This window comes from Micromonospora sp. DT41 (assembly GCF_049841715.1).
GTDB lineage: Bacteria > Actinomycetota > Actinomycetes > Mycobacteriales > Micromonosporaceae > Micromonospora > Micromonospora profundi.
On sequence record NZ_JBNCKU010000003.1, the window covers coordinates 162,055 to 183,758 of the forward strand.

General features: G+C 71.9%; 22 protein-coding genes. 14 read left to right on the forward strand and 8 right to left on the reverse strand.

Annotated elements, in window-relative coordinates; translation table 11 throughout:
• Position 1: 1 nt before the first annotated feature.
• On the forward strand, positions 2–1,060 hold the full coding sequence (locus tag ACLQ23_RS07105; protein WP_425880458.1) for a type III polyketide synthase: 1,059 nt from the start codon (positions 2–4) through the stop codon (positions 1,058–1,060).
• Between the two features lie 32 nt (positions 1,061–1,092).
• Positions 1,093–1,734: a hypothetical protein gene (locus ACLQ23_RS07110; RefSeq protein WP_425880459.1), complete on the forward strand. Its 642-nt coding sequence runs from the start codon at positions 1,093–1,095 to the stop codon at positions 1,732–1,734.
• A gap of 12 nt (positions 1,735–1,746) precedes the next feature.
• Here the strand turns inward: ACLQ23_RS07110 and ACLQ23_RS07115 are convergent, their stop codons facing one another.
• A complete protein-coding gene (locus tag ACLQ23_RS07115) occupies positions 1,747–2,445 on the reverse strand; it encodes a hypothetical protein (protein ID WP_355589995.1) in 699 nt (232 codons plus the stop codon).
• A 328-nt stretch (positions 2,446–2,773) separates the two neighbouring features.
• Here ACLQ23_RS07115 and ACLQ23_RS07120 point away from each other — a divergent pair, with 328 nt between their 5' ends.
• Genes ACLQ23_RS07120 through ACLQ23_RS07135 form a run of 4 tightly spaced genes read left to right on the forward strand, consistent with a single transcriptional unit; the run spans position 2,774 to position 5,547 of the window.
• Positions 2,774–3,259, forward strand: coding sequence for a CarD family transcriptional regulator (locus ACLQ23_RS07120; protein ID WP_007073334.1), 486 nt, complete (start codon positions 2,774–2,776; stop codon positions 3,257–3,259).
• Positions 3,260–3,313: 54 nt separating this feature from the next.
• Positions 3,314–4,009 (forward strand): 2-C-methyl-D-erythritol 4-phosphate cytidylyltransferase, encoded by a 696-nt coding sequence (gene ispD, locus ACLQ23_RS07125; protein ID WP_425880460.1) that lies wholly within the window; start codon positions 3,314–3,316, stop codon positions 4,007–4,009.
• 13 nt (positions 4,010–4,022) lie between these two features.
• Complete coding sequence (gene ispF, locus ACLQ23_RS07130; protein WP_355590383.1) at positions 4,023–4,508, forward strand: 2-C-methyl-D-erythritol 2,4-cyclodiphosphate synthase; 486 nt, start codon at positions 4,023–4,025, stop codon at positions 4,506–4,508.
• A gap of 10 nt (positions 4,509–4,518) precedes the next feature.
• Positions 4,519–5,547 carry a tetratricopeptide repeat protein gene (locus tag ACLQ23_RS07135; RefSeq protein WP_355589989.1) on the forward strand — a complete coding sequence of 343 codons (1,029 nt, stop codon included), beginning with the start codon at positions 4,519–4,521 and terminating at the stop codon, positions 5,545–5,547.
• Here ACLQ23_RS07135 and ACLQ23_RS07140 read toward each other — a convergent pair whose 3' ends face one another.
• The gene (locus tag ACLQ23_RS07140; RefSeq protein WP_355627842.1) at positions 5,548–6,714 is read right to left on the reverse strand and encodes a homogentisate 1,2-dioxygenase; all 1,167 of its coding nucleotides are present in this window, start codon (positions 6,712–6,714) and stop codon (positions 5,548–5,550) included.
• A 95-nt stretch (positions 6,715–6,809) separates the two neighbouring features.
• On the opposite strand from ACLQ23_RS07140, the gene ACLQ23_RS07145 reads away from it, so the two are divergent.
• The 5 genes from ACLQ23_RS07145 (at position 6,810) to ACLQ23_RS07165 (ending at position 11,518) form a co-directional block, all read left to right on the forward strand.
• Positions 6,810–7,679 (forward strand): hypothetical protein, encoded by an 870-nt coding sequence (locus tag ACLQ23_RS07145; RefSeq protein ID WP_355589983.1) that lies wholly within the window; start codon positions 6,810–6,812, stop codon positions 7,677–7,679.
• The gene (gene fahA / locus ACLQ23_RS07150) at positions 7,676–8,872 is read left to right on the forward strand and encodes a fumarylacetoacetase (RefSeq protein WP_425880461.1); all 1,197 of its coding nucleotides are present in this window, start codon (positions 7,676–7,678) and stop codon (positions 8,870–8,872) included. The genes ACLQ23_RS07145 and fahA overlap by 4 nt, the downstream gene beginning before the upstream one ends.
• Before the next feature lie 402 nt (positions 8,873–9,274).
• Positions 9,275–9,484 carry a DUF397 domain-containing protein gene (locus ACLQ23_RS07155; RefSeq protein WP_355589977.1) on the forward strand — a complete coding sequence of 70 codons (210 nt, stop codon included), beginning with the start codon at positions 9,275–9,277 and terminating at the stop codon, positions 9,482–9,484.
• 140 nt (positions 9,485–9,624) lie between these two features.
• Entirely contained in the window at positions 9,625–10,107 is a 483-nt protein-coding gene (locus ACLQ23_RS07160) for an SRPBCC family protein (RefSeq protein ID WP_355589974.1), read from the forward strand.
• Positions 10,108–10,249: 142 nt separating this feature from the next.
• A complete protein-coding gene (locus ACLQ23_RS07165) occupies positions 10,250–11,518 on the forward strand; it encodes a PQQ-binding-like beta-propeller repeat protein (RefSeq protein ID WP_355589971.1) in 1,269 nt (422 codons plus the stop codon).
• 18 nt (positions 11,519–11,536) lie between these two features.
• Here ACLQ23_RS07165 and ACLQ23_RS07170 read toward each other — a convergent pair whose 3' ends face one another.
• The 6 genes from ACLQ23_RS07170 to hppD form a co-directional block, all read right to left on the reverse strand.
• Positions 11,537–12,334, reverse strand: coding sequence for a hypothetical protein (locus ACLQ23_RS07170; protein ID WP_355589968.1), 798 nt, complete (start codon positions 12,332–12,334; stop codon positions 11,537–11,539).
• Positions 12,335–12,590: 256 nt separating this feature from the next.
• Entirely contained in the window at positions 12,591–13,145 is a 555-nt protein-coding gene (locus ACLQ23_RS07175; protein WP_425880462.1) for a hypothetical protein, read from the reverse strand.
• Positions 13,146–13,273: 128 nt separating this feature from the next.
• Positions 13,274–14,377: a histidinol-phosphate transaminase gene (hisC, locus tag ACLQ23_RS07180; RefSeq protein ID WP_355589962.1), complete on the reverse strand. Its 1,104-nt coding sequence runs from the start codon at positions 14,375–14,377 to the stop codon at positions 13,274–13,276.
• Positions 14,374–15,486: an RDD family protein gene (locus ACLQ23_RS07185; protein ID WP_355589960.1), complete on the reverse strand. Its 1,113-nt coding sequence runs from the start codon at positions 15,484–15,486 to the stop codon at positions 14,374–14,376. Before ACLQ23_RS07185 ends, hisC begins: the two co-directional genes overlap by 4 nt.
• Before the next feature lie 76 nt (positions 15,487–15,562).
• Positions 15,563–16,252, reverse strand: coding sequence for an RDD family protein (locus ACLQ23_RS07190; protein ID WP_425880463.1), 690 nt, complete (start codon positions 16,250–16,252; stop codon positions 15,563–15,565).
• A gap of 11 nt (positions 16,253–16,263) precedes the next feature.
• Positions 16,264–17,469, reverse strand: a complete 1,206-nt coding sequence (gene hppD / locus ACLQ23_RS07195; RefSeq protein WP_377672963.1) for a 4-hydroxyphenylpyruvate dioxygenase — start codon at positions 17,467–17,469, stop codon at positions 16,264–16,266.
• A gap of 140 nt (positions 17,470–17,609) precedes the next feature.
• Here hppD and ACLQ23_RS07200 point away from each other — a divergent pair, with 140 nt between their 5' ends.
• From ACLQ23_RS07200 to ACLQ23_RS07210, 3 genes are all read left to right on the forward strand, one after another.
• The gene (locus tag ACLQ23_RS07200; RefSeq protein WP_355589951.1) at positions 17,610–18,116 is read left to right on the forward strand and encodes an Lrp/AsnC family transcriptional regulator; all 507 of its coding nucleotides are present in this window, start codon (positions 17,610–17,612) and stop codon (positions 18,114–18,116) included.
• A 70-nt stretch (positions 18,117–18,186) separates the two neighbouring features.
• Entirely contained in the window at positions 18,187–19,644 is a 1,458-nt protein-coding gene (locus ACLQ23_RS07205) for a PQQ-binding-like beta-propeller repeat protein (RefSeq protein WP_425880499.1), read from the forward strand.
• A 150-nt stretch (positions 19,645–19,794) separates the two neighbouring features.
• Positions 19,795–21,462, forward strand: coding sequence for a fumarate hydratase (locus tag ACLQ23_RS07210; RefSeq protein WP_355589945.1), 1,668 nt, complete (start codon positions 19,795–19,797; stop codon positions 21,460–21,462).
• Positions 21,463–21,704 lie beyond the last annotated feature (242 nt).

A 21,704-nucleotide genomic window follows, 5' to 3' on the forward strand; every position in this document is an offset into this window, starting at 1 on the left:
GGTGGGGATCGTGCCCGTACCAGTGATCGCGGGGCTCGGGACGGCGCATCCGCCGTCCGCTTCGCAGGCCGAATTGTGGGAGGGCTTCTTTTCCCGGCACTTCTCCGGCACCACCCGGTCGTTGGCCCAGCGGATCTTCGCGAACTCGGGTGTGACCCGGCGCCAGGCCGCGGTCAACCCCCTGTTGGAGGACGTCTCGGACTGGCCGACCGAGCGCCGGATGCGTCGCTACCAGGTGGAGGCGCTGCCGCTGGGCAAGGAGGCGGTGGGCCGGGCGTTGACGGCCGCCGGGATGGGCGCCGGCGACGTGGGCATGTTCATCGTCTGCTCCTGCACCGGGTACGCCACTCCGGGCCTGGACATCCTGCTCGCCCGGGACCTCGGCATGGCGGCGGACACCCAGCGGATGTTCGTCGGCCACATGGGCTGCTACGCGGCGCTGCCCGGACTGGGCGCGGCGAGTGACTTCGTCACGGCACGGGGCCGCTCGGCGCTGCTGTTGTGCGCGGAGCTGACCAGCCTGCACATCCAGCCGTCGAGCGCCCGGGTGGACACCCAGCAGATCGTCTCGCACGCGCTCTTCTCGGACGCCGCCGTGGCCGCCGTGGTGGTGCCGGGTGGCCCGGGGTACGCGTTACGTGAGGTCGCCTCGGTCACCGACACCTCGACGGCCGACCACATGACGTGGGACGTCACCGACGCCGGTTTCCGGATGGGGCTGTCGCCGAAGGTGCCGCAGGTGCTCTCCCGGCACGTACGCGCTCTGGTGGACGATCTGCTGGCCCGGCACGGTGGCACCATCTCCGACGTGGATGGTTGGGCCGTGCATCCGGGCGGTCCGCGGATCCTCAACGTGGTCGAGCGGGAACTGACCCTTCCGCCGCAGGCGCTGGCGGCGAGCAGGGCGACGCTCGACGAGCACGGCAACTGCTCCTCGCCGACCGTGCTGTTGATCCTGGACCGACTGGCGCGCGCGACGCCTGCGGCGAGGCGTGTCGTCATGCTTGCGTTCGGTCCCGGCCTCACCCTGTACGCCGCTCTGCTCGATCGACAGGACTGACCCTCCACGACCCGGCCGGTACGCTCAGCCGCATGGATTCGGGGGCGAACGATCGGGTGCGGTCGGCGGTGCTGGCCGGTGTTGCCGTGGCCGCCCTGGTGGTCGGTGGCTGGTGGTGGCAGGTCACCGCTCCTGAGCCGACGGCCGGTCCGGCTCGCCCGACGGCCGAGCCGAGCGTGGGGCCGTCCGTCAGCACCGCCGTGGAACGTGTCGTGGCCTCCGGGATGTCCGACGGGCCGGTGCGGGTGCGGATCGATCCCGAGACGGGCGAGGTCAGCGAGGTGCGGACCAGGCCGAGAGTGGTGATGGACCCGGCGACCGGCATGATCACTGACGTCGAGGGCCCGCCGGGCGACAGCTTCGGCACGGGTGACCTGCCGCTGTTCAAGGAGACGGTCTGGCGGGAACGGCGGGAGCTCACCCCGGGAGAGGCCGTGACCCGGCAGTCCGCCGACAATGGCGCCCGCCACCTGCTCCAGGTCCAGTGCACAAGGCGCGGCTCCCTGGCTGTGACGGTCACCGGCGCCCGGCTGGGCGGCCCGTCCCGCATCGTCTGCGACGGCACGATCGCCACGGCCGTGGTGGTTTCCGATGGCGGGCGGATCCGGGTGTCGCTGGTGTCGACGGCCGGGCAGCCCGTCGACGTCCAGGCGCAACTCGTCACGGTGCCCTGAGCGGGGCTCCGGTCACGGGGCGAGGGCGGCCAGCTCATCCTGGTACGTCTCGACCGGCCCGAGGTCGGGAAGCACCTGGGTCACCACGCCCGTGCGGTCGACAAGTAGCGCGGTGAGCGCGCCGGGTCGCCCCGGCTGACCCAGGAACGAGCGCAGCCCGCCAGCGGGGTCGGCCAACGTCCGGACTGATCCGCCGGCCTGCGGCGTGGCCGTGACCGAACGCCCGGCCACGGTGATCACGGCGACCCCGGCGGGGGCGGCAGCCGCAGCCTGGGCTACCCGTTCGGGGCAGGGGCAGCCGTCCACCAGGATGATCATGGCAGGAAGCAGGCCGCGCAGCGGCACGGGCGCCTGAGCGGCGTCGACGAGATCAAGCGCGGGCAGCGCCTGCCCGGTGACCGTCGCGGGTGGCAGGTACGGGCTCGGGCTCGGGGCCGGTCGGTCGGCGGTGCCCCGGGTTGCGCGCGGCCAGGTCACGGCCAGGAGGCCGGCGAGCGTGGTGAGCACCGCCACGAGCAGCACCAGCAGGGGGAGGGCGAAGGTCGGGTGCCCGGCGTGCTGGCCGGCGGCCTGGCGCAACTCGCGGCGGATCTGGGCTGCCTCGCCGGCGAGTGCCGACGCGTCGCCGGGGACCACGATGCGGCCCCACTCAGGTGGCAGGTCGGGCAGCCCGTCGGACGACCCGTGGCCCTCTGCATCCGGCTTGCCCATCGGACCCCCTGGAAGCGTCTCGAGAGCGGAGTGTGGCTCGTACTCAAGGGTCCCGCACCGGGGGCGCCTCCCGCTACATCTGGGCGGAGTCCCGCCGGGCGGGATACCATGGGAGGAGCGCATAGCCCTTGATCTCGGCGTTCCGTTCACCCGTACCGGGAGGTTATCCCACGGTTACGGAGAGTGTTCGAACCATCAGCTTGACTGCCTGTCAAGCTGAAGAAAGACCTCTCACAGGGCCCCTGAGCTGCGCCAACGGTCAGGACATCGGTGAGACATCGTTGCCTGAGCGTGTTACCCTAGACACAGCGAAAGGGGTTTCGAACCTATGGTTTTCAGTGTCGGCGAGACCGTTGTCTACCCCCACCACGGGGCCGCACTCATCGAGGCAATCGAGACTCGGGTCATCAAGGGCGAGCCTAAGCAATATCTCGTCCTGAGGGTCGCGCAGGGTGACCTGACGGTCCGGGTGCCGGCCGAGAACGCCGAGATCGTGGGTGTCCGCGAGGTGGTTGGCGAAGAGGGCCTCGGCAAGGTCTTCGACGTTCTCCGGGCTCCGCACACCGAGGAGCCGACCAACTGGTCGCGGCGTTACAAGGCCAACCTGGAAAAGCTGGCCTCCGGCAACCCGCTGAAGGTCGCCGAGGTCGTGCGCGACCTGTGGCGTCGGGAGCGGGAGCGGGGCCTTTCCGCGGGCGAGAAGCGGATGCTCGCCAAGGCCCGCGACATCCTCGTCGGCGAGGTCGCGCTGGCGGAGAAGAGCACCAAGGACGAGGCGGAGACGCTGCTCGACAAGGTGCTCACCGAGGCCTAGTCAACAGCATCGTCGTACCCACTTCGTAGCGAAGAAACCACCGAGGACCCCGACGTGACCGCGCAGCTCAATCCGCGCGGTGACGTCGCGGTCCTCGTGCCTGCGGCAGGCGCTGGCGTACGGCTCGGCCCCGGCCGACCCAAGGCGCTGCGCCTGCTAGCTGGCGAGCCGCTGCTGGTGCACGCCGTGCGTCGGCTGGCCGCAGCCGCGTCGGTGCACACGATCGTGGTGGCCGCGCCGCCAGCCGAGGTGGCGGCCGTGCGTGACCTGCTGGCCCCGGTGGCACCGGTGATCGTGGTGCCCGGCGGCGTCGAGCGGCAGGCGTCGGTGGCAGCCGCGCTGGCTGCCGTGCCCGACGGTCCGACGATCATCCTGGTGCACGACGCCGCCCGCGCGTTGACCCCGCCGGAGCTTGTCGAGTCCGTCGCGGCGGCCGTCCGCAGCGGCCGGGACGCCGTGATCCCCGTCCTGCCGGTCGTCGACACGATCAAAGAGGTCGGTGCCGGCGAGGTGGTGCTCGGCACCGTCGACCGGTCCGCCCTCCGTGCGGTGCAGACCCCGCAGGGCTTCCGCCGGGCCGTGCTCGCCGCCGCGCACGCCATCGGCGGCGACGCGCTCACCGACGATGCGGGGCTCGTCGAGAAGCAGGGCGTCGCGGTGAGCTGCGTGCCCGGCTCGGAGTACGCCCTGAAGATCACCCGCCCGTTCGACCTCGCGCTCGCGGAGCATCTGCTTGCCGCCGGCGGCTGACGCGTACCCTCGGATCATGATCGTTCCTCGGGTTGCCATCGGGACTGATGTACACGCGTTCGCGCCGGGCCGCCCCTGCTGGGTGGCCGGTCTGCTCTGGCCCGACCAGGACGGTCTCGCCGGGCACTCGGACGCGGACGTCGCCGCGCACGCTGCCTGCAACGCTCTGCTCTCCGCCGCCGGTCTGGGCGATCTGGGCGCCATCTTCGGGGTCGGGGAGCCGGAATGGGCGGACGCCTCAGGGGTGGCCCTGTTGACCGAGACGGCCCGCCGCGTACGCGCCGCCGGCCTGGAGATCGGCAACGTGTCCGTGCAGATCGTCGGCAACCGGCCCAAGATCGCCCGGCGTCGGGAGGAGGCCCAGCAGGTGCTCTCCGCCGCCGTGGGCGCGCCGGTCACCCTCTCGGCCGCGACGACCGACGGGCTCGGTTTCACAGGCCGTGAAGAAGGGCTGACAGGCATCGCGGTGGCCCTGGTGTACGACGCGCCAGCCGCCTAGGCTCGCCGCGATGTCCAGCGACCCCGCCCCCGACCGTTCCGCCGCCGACGGCTACCTCGATCGGGCTCAGCTTCTCGCCGAACTCGGCCGCCACGACGAGGCCGCCACCGAGCTGACCTATGGGCTCGCCCTGAAGCCGGCCGATCCGGAGGCGCTCACCATGCTGGCCCGGGTGCACCTGGCCGCGGGCCGGCCTGCGGACGCGCTCACCGCCGCCGACGCTGCCATTGCTGCCGCCCCGGAGGCGCTGCCACAGTTGGTGGTCCGGGCCATGGCGCTTGCCGACCTGGAGCGCTACGCCGAGTCCGCCGAGGCAGCCGACCGGCTGTTGGCGCTCGGCCCGGCCGACGCGTACGCCCAGCGCAGCGCGGCGGCGATCCTGGCCGACGCCCGCAACGGCCAGCCGGCGCTGAACGCGGCCTGGCGGGGGGTCGAGCTGGCACCCCAGGAGCCGCAGGCGCACCTGGTGCTCAGCCTGGTGGCCGCCCGGCTGGGGTTGTTCGACCTGGCCGAGCGCGCCTACGGCGAGGCGCTGCGGCTGGACCCGCGTCTCGCCGACGCCCGCCAGGACGTCGGTGTCCTCCGGTTGGAGCAGCGCCGCTGGTCGCAGGCATTGGAGCAGGTAGCCGAGGCAGTACCGGTCGGTCCCAGCCGGATGGATTCGGGCCGTACCGTCGCCCAGGGTCTGCACCGGCTGGTGCTCTACGGTGCCGGCTGGTCGCTCGTCGCGGCGGTGGTGGTGGCGTTCGCGGCCGCCGCGAACGGCGGGTTCTCGCGCATCGTCGCGGTCCTTGCCGCGCTCACCGGCGGCGTCGTGGTCTGGCAGCTCGCGGCGCGGCTGCCGGGCCTGACCCGGACCATCCTGCCCACCCTGCTGCATTCGGACCGGACGCTCGCCCTGGCGGTCTACGCGGTGGCCGCCGCGCCGGTGCTGCTGCTGGTGTACGCGATGGTCGGCTCGCCGTGGCCGCTGGTGCTGGCCATCGCCGTCACCACGATCGCCGAGTTCGCAGTGTTCACCCGCACCGCGATCCGGTGACTAGCCGCGACGCGCCCAGGTCCAGGCGTAGCCGTCGTCCTCGCAGTTGCGGGCCGCGTCGCAGAGGTCCAGCGGGCGGAACGTGTCGACCATGACGGCCAACTCGTCGAAGTAGTCCGCGCCGATGGACCGCTCGGCCGCACCCGGCTGGGGGCCGTGGGTGAACCCGGACGGGTGCAGCGAGATCGAGCCCTGCTCGATGCCGGAGCCGCGCCGCGCCTCGTAGTTGCCGCCGGTGTAGAAGAGCATCTCGTCGGAGTCGACGTTGTGGTGGTTGTAGGGCACCGGGATCGAGTCGGGGTGGTAGTCGACCTTGCGGGGCACGAACGAGCAGATGACGAAGTTGGGGCCCTGGAAGGTCTGGTGCACCGGCGGCGGCTGGTGGATGCGCCCGGTGATCGGCTCGAAGTCGTGGATGGAGAACGCCCACGGGTAGAGGTGCCCGTCCCAGCCGACCACGTCGAACGGGTGGTTGGCGTAGACGTAGCGGGTCCAACCGCGCCGGTGGCGGACCAGCACCTCGACCTCCTCGCCGTCGACGAGCAACGGCGCGTCCGGACCGCGGACGTCCCGCTCGCAGTACGGCGAGTGCTCCAGGAACTGCCCGCGTACGGAGAGGTAGCGCTTGGGCGGGCCGATGTGACCGGACGCCTCGACGGCGAGCAGTCGAACGGGCTGCTCGCCGGTGGGCACCAGCCGGTGGATGGTCGAGGTGGGGATCACGACGTAGTCGCCGGCCACCGCCTCCAGCACCCCGAACGGGGACTCGACCCGCAGCGTGCCCGCCTCGACGTAGAGGCAGTGGTCGCCGGTGGCGTCGCGGAACAGCGGCGACGGGCGGTCGGCGAGGACGTACCCGATGCGGACGTCGTCGTTGGCGAGCAGGTACTGCCGGCCGAGGATCGGGTCGGCGCTGCCGGCGTCGAGCTTGTGGGTGCGCAGGTGGCGGGGCTTGAGTGGCAGGTTGGGCGCCCGGGTGAAGGCGGGCGGGGTGAACTCGTCGGCGGCCAGGATCGCTGTGGGCGCGTGCCGGTGGTAGAGCAGGGACGAGTCGGACGAGAAGCCCTCCTGGCCCATCAGCTCCTCGGCGTAGAGGCTGCCGTCGGGCTGGCGGAACTGGGTGTGGCGCTTGCGCGGCACCTCGCCGACGCTGCGGTAGTACGGCATCTTCGCCTCCCGATAAGTCCCGTCCACCGGCCGAAGACGTCCGATAATCGGACGCTGTTGTCCGTTCCTTGTAGCGTCCCGTACATTCTTGTTCCGTGTCAACGCAGGTGCCCGCACTCCTCGACGGCCTGGTGGACGACGCTGCCGTCTTCCCGCCGGGCAGCGCCGAGCTTCACGACGCGCTGACCGCCCATCGCCGGCACCGCGCCGCCTGGTACGCGGATCTGGTCGGCCCACTGCTCGTCCCCGCCTCGACAGTCGCCGCCGGTGAGCTGAGCGGTGTCGTCGACCCGGGCGAAGGGCTGGTGATCGGCCTGATCGGTGACACCGGGATCGCGGCCCTGCCGTTCGCGCTCTCGTTCCTGCCACCGGACGGTGTCACGGCCCGTCAGGTGGAGGTGGCCGTCGCCAAGCGCGGTGAGGACCCGCTGCCCGGCATCGCCGAGCTGCTGCGGCTGACCGACGAGCTGCCGGGCGTCGAGGCCGTCTACGCCGAACTGCCGCTGACCTTCGGACTGATGGGCGCGCTCGACGCACTGGCCGCCGCCCGCGCCGACGGGGTGCCCATCGCCGCCAAGTTCCGCACCGGTGGCCTGGCCGCCGAACTCTTCCCCACCCCCGCCGAGCTGGCCGCCGTGATCTGCGCCTGCCGGGACCGGGAGCTGCCGTTCAAGCTCACCGCGGGGCTGCACCAGGCCGTCCGGCACCTCGACCCGGAGACCGGCTTCACCCACCACGGCTACGCCAACGTGCTGGCCGCGACGCTGGCAGCCGCCGCCGGGGAGAGCGTCGGTACGGTCGCCGAGCTGCTGACAGTGCTCGACCCGCGCCCGCTGCTGGAGCGCGCCACCGTGGGGCTTGACGCGCCGCGTCCACTCTGGGTCGGCTTCGGCTCGTGCAGCATCCTGGAACCACTTACCGATCTGATCCGGCTGGGGCTGGTGAACGGGGGCTACGACGCATGACCTGGGTGACAGGCGTTGACGGTTCGCCGTACGGGGTGACGAACCTGCCGTACGGGGTGTTCCGAACCGACGGGGGGCAGGCGCGCATCGGCGTACGGATCGGGTCGTGGGTGTTCGACCTGGCCGCAGCGGAGGCCGGTGAGCTGGTGCTGGCCGCCGGAGCGCTGGGTCGACCCACACTCAACGACTTCATGGCACTCGGTCGTCCCCAGTGGACGTCGGTGCGGCAGCGGATCACCGAGCTGCTGACCGACCCGGAGCACCGCGCCGCCGTGGAGCCGCTGCTGGTGCCCCTGGACGTGGTGGAGATGCTGCTCCCGTTCGAGGTGGCCGACTACGTCGACTTCTACTCGTCCGAGCACCACGCCTCGAACGTCGGGCAGATATTCCGCCCCGGCCAGCCACCGCTGCTGCCCAACTGGAAGCACCTGCCGATCGGCTACCACGGGCGGGCCGGCACCGTCGTCGTCTCCGGCACGCCGGTGGTCCGGCCCACCGGTCAGCGAGCGTCCGCCGAGGGTCCGGTCACCGGCCCGTCGGTACGCCTCGACATCGAGGCCGAGGTCGGCTTCGTGGTCGGCGTACCCAGCGATCTGGGCGCGCGGGTCTCCGTCGACGACTTCGCCGACCACGTGTTCGGTGTGGTGCTTGTCAACGACTGGTCGGCCCGGGACATCCAGGCGTGGGAGTACCAGCCTCTCGGCCCGTTCCTCGGCAAGTCGTTCGCCACCTCAGTCTCGGCCTGGGTGACGCCGCTGGACGCGCTGTCCGAAGCTTTCGTGCCGGCCCCCGACCAGGACCCGCCGGTGGCCGCCTACCTGCGCGACGTACCGCACCTGGGGCTGGACCTGCGCCTGGCCGTCGAGTGGAACGGGGAACGGGTAAGCGAGCCGCCGTTCGCCGGCATGTACTGGACGCCGGCACAGCAGTTGGCGCACCTCACCGTCAACGGCGCGTCAGTGCGAACCGGCGATCTGTACGCCTCGGGCACCGTCTCCGGCCCCGACCGTACGCAGGTCGGTTCGTTCCTGGAGCTGACCTGGGGTGGGGCGGAGCCGGCGAAGGTCGGCGTCGAAAGCCGCACCTTCCTCGCCGACGGCGACACGGTGACCATCACGGCCACGGCGCCCGGCCCGGACGGCACCACCATCGCTCTCGGCGAGGTCACCGGAACCATCCACCCGGCCCGCTGAGCGGCACCGGCAGCCTCGGCCCCGTTGCCTTGGTGGCTGGCGCGCTGCTGTCTGGCGCGCTGTGCGTGTGGCTTGGGCCTGTCCGCCGAGCTCCCTGTCACCCTGCCTCGGCTCCTTTGCTCTGCTTCACTCCACGCAACGCTTGCGGCCCTTTTCTGTTGCGTCAGTTGAAGCAGAGCAAAGGTGGGTGAGTGGCGCCTTCCTCCGCCCTGGCGGTGGTCCGATTCCCCGCCCATCGGGCCGTCTCGCCGATGCGACTCGTGATCGCACCGGCTGTGCGATCACCAAGCCTCGTTACCGCGTTGGGTGACGCGGATCATGTCGCCCCGCCGACCGGTACGTATCGGGTCTACGCCCTACCGCCGGCGGTGGGGCAACCCATCGCACACGGAGGTAACGACGATGCACGATCTTGCGGGAGCCATCTGGCGTACCAGCAGCCGCTCAAACGACCAGGGGCTCTGCGTGGAGGTGGCGGACAACCTGGTCGACGCCCTCGGCGTAGTCGGGGTTCGCGACTCCAAGGACCAGTCCGGTCCCACACTGGCAGTCAGCCCGCCGGGGTGGACAGCGTTCATCGGCGCCATCCGGGACGGTCGCTTCGACCGCTGACCGGCGCGCCGGTACCGGTCGACGACCGGTCCCAAGCGAATGCCGAAACGGACAGCGTGGCCTCCGGGTGGTGGAAATTCCGTCCCGGGGGCCTCGTCCGGCCCTCACCGCGCGTACCGTCGACGACACGGGAGGGTGGCATGTCGACGGTGACGGTTTCCGGTCTCATCGAGGCGCACGCTGTCGATGTCTGGCGTCTGCTGATCGACCTGCCCGGCCGGGCGGAGCGGCTTACCGTTGCCGGGCCGGTCGAGCTGCTCACCCCGGGTCCGTTCGGGCCGGGCACCGCCTGGCGTGAGGAGCGCGCCCAGCCGGGCGGCGGCACGCTCACCGAGGAGTTCCTGGTGGTGGAGGCGCTCGCTCCGCAGCGACTGGTGCTCTGCTCCTCCGGCGCGGGTGCCGACTACCGCATCACCTGGACTTTGCGGCCGGTCCGCCGTCGCCGCCGGGCTCGTACAGCGGTCACCATCACCCAGGAAGCGGTGCCGACCGACCCGTACGGCCGGGTGGTGGCGCTGCTGCTCGGCGGGCTCGCCGCACGGGCGGTGGAGGTGGCCCTCCGGCGTGATCTCGCCGACCTGGCCGTGGCGGCGCGGGCGACAGGCTCGGCCGAAGCCGCCTGACCGGCAGCCGGGCCGGGCGCCGGGCGCCGGCCTTTGGCAGCCGCGAGCCGAGAGCCGGCACCGCCCGCGCTCGGTGCGACCGTGCCGACCTGACCGGGGTTTGGCAGGTTCCGCTGGGTAGGGTGCCGGGCGGAGGTGCGGCATGGGGTTCCCGAGAGGTCGGCGACGGTTCGCGTTGGCTGTGGTGGCGTTGCTCGCCACGGCGGCCACCGCGGTCATCGTCCACCGGGTGCTCGCGCCGGCCGAGGTGAGCACGGTGGCGCGGGGTGAATATCCGGCGGCGGCCCAACCGGCCGCCGGCGTGATCGGCCGGCTGCCGGTCGCCCCGCTGATCGTGGACGAAAGACTGCGGGTGTACGCCGCGCACCGCCAGGTCTATGCCGATCGGCCGGTCGACGGACGGCACCGCACCAGCCCTTACTGGTCGTACCGGCGGTGGCCCGCGGAACTCACCGGGGTGGTGGCCACCGGCGGCACGGTGGTCAGCCGCTGGTCGGACGGCCAACTTGTCGCGCTGGACGCACCCACCGGGCGGGTGCTGTGGCGGGCCGACGGTCCGGTGCCCGCCAAGAGCGCGACTGTGGTGCGGCGGACCGGAGCCGCCACCGTTTGGGAGCCACGCGGGCTCTACCTCGCCGACCTTGCAGACGGTCGTACGGTGCTGGTGGCCACCGGCGACACCCAGGCGGGTGCCGTGGAGGTGGCCGGCGGACGGGTGCTGTGGCGGGTCGACCTGCCCGGCGGTTGCCGTCGTGACATCGGCACCACAGCGTCCGGACAGCTGATCGGCCTGGACGGCTGCGCCGGACCGGCCACAGTCGAGTTCCGGGACGCGGCGACGGGCGCGGTGGGTACGCGCTGGCGACCGCCGGGCGGCTCGGACGAGTTGGTGGCGACTCCGCTCGGTTGCCGTACCGGCCGTTCGGACTGTTCGGGGCTGCGGACCGCCGGGCCCGGGGATGCGGGAGGTCGGGGCTGGCTTCTGGGCGCTGGCGAGCCGCTTGCCGCTCCCGCGCTGGACCCGGCCGGTGCCACGCTTGTCGACGAGCAGGCTGTCGCAATTGTCGACGACGGGGTGGCGGTAGGTCGCTCGGCGCGCGACGGCAGCGAGTTGTGGCGGTCGCCGGCGCTCGGAGGGGCGCAAGTGCTCGCGGCGCAGCCCGGCCTGGTGCACCTGCTGACCGAGGCGAACGACCTGGTGACACTGGATCCGGCGACCGGCAGGCAGCTGTCCCGCTTTTCGATGAACGTCGGCTCCGATGGCACGGGCTGGGCGCCCGGTGCGGTGTCCGCCGAGGACGGCTACGTCGCTGTGGAGCGGCTCCGGAAGCCGGTCGATCCGGAGGGCGACGACCAGCGCTACTACCTGACGGCCGAAGCTGTGATCCTGGCCGCCGCCCGTCCCCGATAACCGAACCTCGCGGTGCTCTCACCGCCAGGCCGCGACGCGTCCCCGGCGCTGCCCGGCAGGGTGCCGGCGGACGCGGAACGCCAGCACGAGACCGGCGCTCAGCAGTACGACCACGATGCCCACACCGATGCTCCAGGCCGACACCACTCGGGACACGACGCTGGCGCGTGTGCCGACCTGACCGGGGTCGGGGAACTGGACCTGCACTGTGACGCTGCGCTTCACCAGGCCGCTCTCCAGGTTCACCTCGGCCTTCCACGGGCCGTTGGGCAGCTCGACCGGCAACCGGGCGACGACCTGCCCGGAGTGCCCCGGCGCCAGCGTGACGCCCTGCCCGATCGGGAACGGTCCGGCCCGGCTGCCGGCCGGCCCGTCGGTCAGGGTGATAGTGCCGGTGAGGTCGACGGCGCGCCCGCCGGTGTTGGTGACCTGGGCGGTGATCGACGGTTCGCCCTCCGGGCCACGGGCCGGGTGTACGTCGCCGATCGTGAAGTCGGAGGCCGGTTCGCCGCCGGGGCCGATGTCGAGATACATCCGGACGCCGACCCGGTGGACCTGGTTGATCTCGCCGGTGGCACTGGACGCAGGGGCGGTGGCCCTGGGCGCGGAGGCGGTGGCCGCCCAGAGCACGCCGTACCGCTCGCCGCGTGAGGCGTCCGGCGGCACAGTGATTGTCGCCCGAACCCGAGCTTCACCCCAGGGCTCCAGCGTGAACGCGGCGCGGTCGAGGGTGACCCAGGAGGTCAGCTCGTTGGCTTCGCGGTCCCCGCCGAACTGGAAAGCCGAATCGTTCAGGGTCGCCGCAGCCGGGTACACGTCGATGTGGCGGGTTCCGGCTGTTCGGTTGACGATCAGCAGTTGCCGTTTGATTGTCGTTCCCGGCGGTAGGTGGTCGACGATGTAGCGCAGCGCCCGGGGGTCGGTGCGGCGGTCGGTAGGGGCCTCCAGTAGACGGATCCCGATGCTGCCCTCGTCCGATGCCGGTTCGGCCGCGCCGGCCCGGGTCGACTGTCCCGGACCGGCGAGGCAGAACAGGGCGAGCGCGACCGCGATGGTCGACCGCCCCCGGCGGCTACGCCACCGAATGTGTCACCGTGCCGGTGTAGGTGCCCGCGATGTTGTCCAGCGGGACGTTGACCACCAGGGTGGGGTTCCAGGTTGCGCTGTTGCCGCCGGTCCCGCCGGAGTGGGTGAACGCGGTGAGCTGGGTGCCGCTGGACAGCGCCGCTGCGTCGCCGGTGGTGGCCTGCCCTGGCGTGAAGGTGCCGTTGCCGCTGGTCGCCGTCGCCGCGCCGGACCAGTAGTCGACCTCCTCGGGGAGGACCGTCTCGGCTGGGGAGCCGCCGCCGGCCTGGAAGACCGTGGCCGTCACCGAGGCGATCCAGGAGGCGTCGTCGGAGGCCCGGGAGTCGGTGACCGTCACGTCGCCGAGCTGGCCGGTGATGGTGCCACCGGGGGCGCCGGAGCCCAGATCGGCGGTGGTGGGCGCAACGACGTCGAGCGTGCCGGCGAGCACCTCGAAGGTGGTCGTCGTGGTGTCGTCGGGCGCGGCGGCGGCCGGCGCGGCGAGGAAGCCCACCATCGCGGCGGCGGCCGCTGCGGCGAGACAAGTCTTGGCTGTACGCACTGTTCGTTACCCCGTTCCTCGAAGTGAGCCGGCGTGCGTCCTCGGCACGACCGGCTTACTTCGGAAGTTAGGGCAGAAACTACGCAGAACTGCACAAACCACACTTATGTCGCATATCGGTCACTTGGTCAAGCTAGTGCCGTCTCCGCGACCGCGAGGAAGGCGTCGTTCTCGGCTGGCGTGCCGATGGTGACCCGGACCCCGTCGCCGGGGAACGGTCGGACGATCACGCCGCGCGCCTCGCACGACTTGCCGAAAGCCACGGCCCGGTCGCCCAGCGGCAGCCAGACGAAGTTGGCCTGGCTGGTCGGCACGTCCGGCACGAACTTGCGCAGTGCCTCGGTGACCCGGTCCCGTTCGGCGATGACCAGCGCGCAACGGCGCTCCATCTCGCTGACCTGGGTCAGCGCGGCGAGCGCCCCGGCCTGGGCGGCCGTGCTCGTGGAGAAGGGGGTCGCCACCTTGCGGATCGCCGACGCCACCGCCGGCTGGGCGACCAGCCAGCCGATCCGCAGCCCGGCCAGGCCCCACGCCTTGGACAGCGTGCGCAGCACCGCGACATTCGGCCGGTCCAGGTAGTCCAGGCCGTCCGGCACCTCGGGGTCGGTGACGAACTCCCGGTACGCCTCGTCGATGACCACCAGCACGTCGTCGGGCATCGCGTCGAGGAACCGGTCCAGCTCGGCTCGGCGTACCGCAGTGCCCGTGGGGTTGTTCGGGTTGCAGACCAGGACCATCCGGGTCCGGTCGGTCACCGCCGCGGCCATGGCCGCCAGGTCGTGCCCGTGCCCGGCGTCGTTGGGTACCCGCACGCTTGTGGCGCCGCTGGTCGCCGCGATGATCGGGTACGCCTCGAACGACCGCCACGAGTAGAGCACCTCGTCACCGGGCAGGCAGGTGGCCCGGACGAGGTGCTCGGCGAGCGCCACCGACCCGCAGCCGGTGGCGATCCGGTCGGCGTCCACCCCGTACCGCTCGGCGAGCGCGTCGCGCAGCGCCACGACGCCCATGTCCGGGTAGCGGTGCGAAGCGGTGATCGCCTCGGTGACCGCCTCGACGACGCCGGGCAGCGGCCCGTACGGCACCTCGTTGCTGGCCAGCTTGATCGCTTCCGGCAGGCCCAGTTCGCGAGCCAGGTCGGCGGGGCTGCGCCCGGGAACGTAGTTGGGCAGCGCGTCCAGGTCGGCGCGGGTCAGGCGCAGCGCCGGCTCGTGACGTCCGGGATCGGTCATGGGGTGTCTCCCGAGGGCTGGGGGTGGTCGTCAGGGGTGGCGGAATCGGTGCGGTCGGGGAGCTGCACGACCACCGTCTGCGCGCGCTTGTCGTGCAGCGCCTGGCGGAGCGGATGGTCGAAGAGCGGGGAGAGCGCGCCGATCAGTTGCAGCACCAGGCCGAGGCCAGCGCAGTACCAGAGCAGTGTGGGCAGGCCCATCGTGCTCCACCGGCTGAACGCCCGACCGAGGCCCAACGGTTGGTCGGCGGCGATCGGCACCGCACGGATCCGCATGACGCGTTTGCCGAAGGTCTGCCCGTTGGCGCCCATCGAGGGCACCTCGTACGCCAGCCAGAGCGCCGCGGCGATCATGACGATCACCAACTGGAGGAGCCCGGTCTGCTCGCTGATCGGCGGCATCCCCTCGGTGGAGGTGTTGCCTTCCAGGCCGCGCCGGAACGCCTCCCGCCAGTACGGCAGCATCTCGCTCAGCCACCGCCAGACGAACCAGCCGTTGACCACCGCGTTCAGGGCGAAGACGATGCCGAAGTCGATCAGCCGGGCGGTGAACCGGCGGCCGTAGCCGGCAAGCGGCAGCCCGTGCGGACGCGGCTCGGGTGGCCGGCCGGTCCAGCCGGCCGGCGCACCGGGCGGCGCCCAACCGGGAGGGCCGGCCTGCGGCGTCCAACCGGGCGGCGGGCCTGCCGGCGTCCAGCCCGGGGGGCCGGCCTGCGGAGGTGTCCAGCCGGGAGGGGCACCCTGCGGGGGCGTCCATCCCGACGGGCCGCCCTGCGGCGCCCAGCCGGGCGGGCCGGACGGTGGCGTCCAGCCTGAGCCCTGGCCGGCCTGCGGGTCGTGCCCAGGCTGCGGTGTCGTGCCAGGCGGCGGTGTCGCGCCGGGCTGTGATGTCGTGCCGGACTGCGGCGACCAGCCCTGCGCGCCGGTCACCTCGTTGGTCGCGGCGGGCGCGCCCTGGGTGGCCGGCACGGGAGGCGGCTCGACCGGGGGCGGCCCGTCCGGCGGGGTGGCGTCGACGGGGATGGGAGCGCCGAGCCAACCCTCACCGTCCCAGTAGCGCCGGGTTTCGGGGTCGGCGGGGTCGACGTACCAGCCGGGCTGCACGCTCACGCCGCCGCTCCGCTTCGCCGCGCGCCGGAGGTAGACGCCACGCTACTGAGCCTGATGGGTCGCTCGCTGTGCTCACTCACGAGGCAACCTTAACGACGACGGTTCCGGCGAACTTGTCGTGGAGGCACTGCTGCCAGGGCTTGTCCCAGAGCTGCCAGAATCCGTCCGCGTAGCTCACGCCCGGGATCAGCGTGGCCGCCAGGTACTGCACGAGCCACCGCCGGCCGGCCATCCGCCGGTCGAGCGTGCCGTTCGGATCGAGCGGCACCACACGCAGCTTCATGATCTTCTTGCCGAGCGTCTGGCCGCCGCGCTTGAGGTACTCCACGTGGTAGAGCCAGTAGATCCCGAGCAGTACGACGACCAGCGTGAACTGCAGCAGCAGGACCGGCAGGAAGAAGCCGGTGAGGAACGTGACAGGGGTGGGCTCCACGAGCGTGCCGTCCGGGTCGAGCTGGGTCATCTCGGTGAACATCCACCACCAGAGGGCGAGGAAGGCCGGCATGAACAGCACCATCGCCACGACGCTCGCCAGCGCCGTGTCGATGATCCAGGCGATCAGCCGGTCGCCGAAGCTGGCCAGCGGCTGCCCGGCCGGGCTGAGCGCCGGAGGGGCGACCGGCCACTGCGGCGGGTACCCGGGTGGGGCGTACTGCGGCGGCACGGCGTACCCGTGGGGGATCTGTCCAGGCTGCGGCGCGAAGCCGCCGGCGGCGGGCGGGGGCCCACCGGCCGGCGGCGTCGGGTACGTCGGAGGCTGCGTCACGCTCGCAAGTGTTACAGGTTGCCGCGCGCTTCCTGCTCCCGCTCGATTGCTTGAAATAGCGCCTTGAAGTTGCCCTTGCCGAAGCCGAGCGAGCCGTGCCGCTCGATCAGCTCGAAGAAGACTGTCGGACGGTCCTGCACCGGCTTGGTGAAGATCTGCAGCAGGTAGCCGTCCTCGTCGCGGTCGACCAGGATCTTGCGGGCCTTCAGCTCCTCGATCGGCACCCGGACGTTGCCGATGCGGGCGCGCAACTCCGGGTCCTCGTAGTACGAGTCAGGGGTGTCCAGGAACTCCACACCTGCGGCCCGCATCGCGTCGACGCTGGCCAGGATGTCGTTGGTGGCGACGGCGATGTGCTGGGCACCGGGGCCCTGGTAGAACTCCAGGTACTCGTCGATCTGCGACTTCTTGCGGGCGATGGCCGGCTCGTTGAGCGGGAACTTCACCTTGCGGGTGCCGTTCGCCACGACCTTGCTCATCAGCGCCGAGTAGTCGGTGGCGATGTCGTCGCCGATGAACTCCGCCATGTTGGAGAAGCCCATCACCCGCTTGTAGAACTCCACCCACTCGTCCATCCGGCCCAGCTCCACGTTGCCGACCACGTGGTCGACGGCCTGGAAGAAGCGCTTCGGCTGGAGGCCGGCGGCGATCATCGGCTGCCGGTCCACGATCGGGCCGCGCGCCACGAAGCCGGGCAGGAACGGGCCGGTGTAGCGGGACCTGTCGACGAGCGTGTGCCGGGTGTCGCCGTACGCGCCGATGGCGGCCATCCGGACGGTGCCGTGCTCGTCGCTCACCTCGTGCGGCTCGACGATGCCGGTGGCGCCCTGCGCGACGGCGTGCGCGTACGCGGCGTCGACGTCGGGCACCTCGAGCGCGATGTCGCTGACCCCGTCGCTGTGCCGGGCCACGTGCTCGGCGCCGTCTGCGTCGGGGCGCACCGCGCCGGTCAGCACGAACCGGGCCGAGCCGCTGGTCAGCACGTACTGGGCGTGGTCCCGGTAGCCCTGCTCGGGACCCCGGTACGCCACGCAGGTCATGCCGAACGCAGTGGAGTAGTAGTGCGCGGCCTGCTTGGCGTTGCCGACCAGGAAGTGCACGTGGTCGAGGCCCCGCACCGGGAACGGGTCGTGGCTGATGTCGTGGTCGACCGCGCCGACGAGCTGGTCGATGTCGACGTCCTCGGTCGACTGGGGTCGGTCGATCGCCTGGGTCATGGTGGCCTCCCTCGCGTACCGGCCGGCCTCGTGGGCCGCCGTGGTCTCTGTCTTGTGGCGAGGATCGCGGTGTGGGCCATGGCTGAGCAACCGTTGGGATAAATGCTGGTCAGGTTGCGCATTCGGTATGGTGTCAACCCATGAATGGTGAGCAGAATGTACAGCTCGACGTGCTCGACGTCCGCTTGATCGAACTGCTCACCGAGGAGCCGCGGATCGGCGTGCTGGAGTGCTCCCGCCGGCTCGGCGTCGCCCGGGGCACCGTGCAGGCCCGGCTCGACAAGCTCGTCGACAGGGCCGTCATCGGCGGCTTCGGGCCGGAGATCTCACCGGCGGCCATCGGGTTCGGGGTGACAAGCTTCGTCACCCTGGAGATCAGCCAGCGGCACGGCCACGACCCGGTCACCGCGCACCTCGCGGCGATCCCCGAGGTGCTGGAGGCGCACACCATCACCGGCTCCAGCGACGTGCTGTGCCGGATCGTGGCCCGCTCCAACACCGACCTCCAGCGGGTCATCGACCAGATCGTGTCCTCCGCCGGGATAACCCGCGCCTCGACGATCATCGCGCTGGCCGAGCAGATTCCCTACCGCACGCTTCCGCTGGTGCGCAGCGCCGTCCGCACCGACGGACGATCCACCACGTAACACCTCGACGCCCAGAAAGCGCGGCGACACGGCGGCGCGGGCGTACGGAAGATCCGTGATCGTGGCTACGGTGTGCGGTGTGGCGAAGGGGAGCGTGCGCGGTGGGCTGCTGGTCGGCCTCGCCGTGGTCGTGGCCCTCGCCGCCACGGGTGTGTGGAACCCTTTCCCGGCCGTGTGGGACTGGGTGGACCGCAGCGAACCCATCTCCGAGCCGGACGTCGTCTGGCAGCAGCGGGTCGGTGGCACCCCGCGCAGTGTGACGATCGCCGGTGACGCCGTCGTGGTCGAGCAACGTACCCGGGTCGAGGCCCGCAGCCTGGCCACCGGCACCCAGCTCTGGGAGCGCAAGGCCGACTGGTCGGCGGTCGCCGGCGGTGACCGGGACCCTGTCGTCGCAGTGGGCAAGCTCCTGGTCAAGGGGTACGAGCTGCTCGACCCGACCACCGGCGCGACCCGGCGACGCGACGACGACGCGGTGGCCGTGTGGACGTACCGCAACCTGCTGCTCGACGCCCGCTGCACGGATGCCACCGACTGCACCCTGAGCGCCTGGGACCCGCGCGGCACCAAGCCACTGTGGACGGCATTCCTGCCCGGGGTGCACAGCGGGCTGCTCGCCGACAACCCGGGCCTGCGGGGCACCCGCCGGCTGACCGCCACCCGCATCGACGACGGGGTGGCCGGGCCGGAGCCGGTGCCACCGCTGCTCGGCTTCCCGGTCGACGGCCGCGTGCACGTCGTGGACACCGCCACCGGACGGGTGCTCCAGAACGTCGAACCGGGTCGGGAGGAGCGGCTCTCCGTGGTGGGCGGCCGGATGCTGCGGATCGCCGCCCGATCCCAGGACGGCACCTGCTACTACGCCATCTCCGCCCGGGACCCGGCGACCGGGCAGGAGGCGTGGCAGCGGGCCGGGGTCAACCTGCGGACCGCCGACTCCGCAGGCTGCGTGCAGCGCGAGGACCCGCAGGGCGCCCGGAACGTACTGATCGGGGTCGGCGCGGACGGCCGCGAGGCGGTCATCGACGGGTACGACGGGCGGCTGCTCTGGGTCGGCGACGCGGCCACCAAGCTGATCGCTGTCGACGACCGCTACGCGGTGTTCCGCAGTGCCGACAAGCGCTCGGTGGTGTCCCGTGAGCTGGGCACCGACCGGGTTCTGTGGACCCGCTCCGCCAGCGCCAAGGCCGGCGCGGCGCTCACCCCGTACGCGGCGGTGCTCGGCGACGAGAAGCCGTCCCGCCTGGTCGCGGTGGACCCCCGCAGCGGTCGGGAGTTGGCAGTCCTGCGTACCTCCGCGAACGCCCTCGCGGTCGGCCCGCAAGGCATGATCATCGGTGAGGGGCGGGAGATCGGGTACGTCCGCTTCGGCGCCACCGGCGGCGGCCCCGCTCCACGGCCCGGCGACGGCGGCGTCCCCGGTCCGGGTGGCACCGGTCCGGGTGGCACCGGCCCCGGCGGGCCGGGCGACGACAGCACCTGCGGTCCGAAGCGGGAGCTCTGCCCCGACGGCAGCAAGGACGGCTGAGCCGGGCCCGTCGACCGGCCGTAAGGCGGGGTGAACGGCGGTGTGCCAGGGCCTCGTCGGAGCCCGATCGGCGCGGCGGATGAGAGCACCGTCCCAGCAGCAGCCCGGCGGGTGGGAATGATCGACCCGTCTGCCCTAGGCTTGCCGCTCATGAGCAGTGCCGCCGGATTCTCGTACGCCCCCCTCCTGCCGACCGGCCCCGACCAGACGGACTACCGCCTGATCACCGACGAGGGCGTGGACGTCGTGCACGGCCCGGGAGGCCGCCGGTTCCTCACCGTGGAGCCGGCCGCGCTCACCGCGCTGACCGCCGAGGCGATGCACGACATCGCACACTTCCTACGCCCGGCGCACCTGGCGCAGCTCCGCGCCATCATCGACGATCCGGCCGCGTCGCCGAACGACAGGTTCGTCGCGCTGGACCTGCTGCGCAACGCAAACATCGCCGCAGGTGGTGTCCTGCCGATGTGCCAGGACACCGGCACCGCCATCGTGATGGGCAAGCGCGGCCGGCACGTGCTCACCGACGGTACGGACGCCGAGGCGATCTCCCGAGGTGTCTACCAGGCGTACACCCGGCTGAACCTGCGCTACTCGCAGCTGGCCCCGCTGACCATGTGGGACGAGCGCAACACCGGCAGCAACCTGCCCGCGCAGGTGGAGCTGTACGCCGAGGACCCGGACGGGCACGCCGACGCGTACAAGTTCCTGTTCATGGCCAAGGGCGGCGGCTCGGCCAACAAGTCGTACCTCTACCAGGAGACGAAGGCGCTGCTCAACCCCACGCGGATGATGCAGTTCCTGGAGGAGAAGCTGCGGCTCATCGGCACTGCGGCGTGCCCGCCGTACCACCTGGCCGTCGTCATCGGCGGCACCTCCGCCGAGTACGCGCTGAAGACCGCGAAGTACGCCAGCGCCAAGTACCTCGACGCGCTGCCCACCTCCGGGTCGATGAGCGCGCACGGCTTCCGCGACCTGGAGCTGGAGGCGGAGGTGCTGGAGTTGACACGCAACTTCGGCATCGGCGCGCAGTTCGGCGGCCGGTACTTCTGCCACGACGTACGGGTGGTCCGGCTGCCCCGACACGGCGCTTCCTGCCCGGTGGCGATCGCCGTCTCCTGCTCGGCGGACCGTCAGGCCGTCGCCAAGATCACTCCGTCGGGTGTCTGGTTGGAGCGCCTGGAGACCGACCCGGCGCGTTTCCTGCCCGACGTCACCGACGACTCGCTCGACGCCGAGACGGTCGTCCGGGTCGACCTGAACCGGCCGATGGACGAGATCCGCGCCGAGCTGTCCAAGTACCCGGTGAAGACCCGGCTGTCCCTGTCCGGCCCGCTGGTGGTGGCCCGCGACATCGCACACGCCAAGATCGCCGAGCGGCTGGACGCGGGTGAGCCGATGCCGCAGTACCTGCGCGACCACGCGGTCTACTACGCTGGCCCGGCGAAGACCCCCGAGGGGTACGCGTCCGGCTCGTTCGGCCCGACCACCGCCGGCCGGATGGACGCCTACGTGGAGAAGTTCCAGGCCGCCGGCGGTTCACAGGTGATGCTGGCAAAGGGCAACCGGTCGGGCCAGGTGACCCGCTCCTGCCAGGAGCACGGCGGCTTCTATCTCGGCTCGATCGGCGGCCCGGCGGCCCGCCTCGCCCAGGACTGCATCCGGCACGTCGAGGTGCTGGAGTACGCCGAGTTGGGCATGGAGGCGGTCTGGAAGATCGAGGTGGAGGACTTCCCCGCCTTCATCGTTGTCGACGACAAGGGCAACGACTTCTTCGCCGAGGTCACCAAGCCGGTGCTCACCGTCGGCCGCCGCTGACCGACACGTACGCGAAAAGGGGGTGCCGGGCGATCCGCCCGGCACCCCCTGTGTCGTCGGTGCCCCACCGACATCGGTGCGCCCGCCCCGCTGGGGTTGGGCAGGCGCAACCGCCCCCGTCGGGCCCCGTCACCGACCACCTGAAGATCTTCCGGTAGGCCGCCCTCGATCCGCTCTCAGATCACTATCGCCGCCGCGGACAGGGTCAGTTCGGGCGAGGTCATCGACGCGCCGCCCGGCTC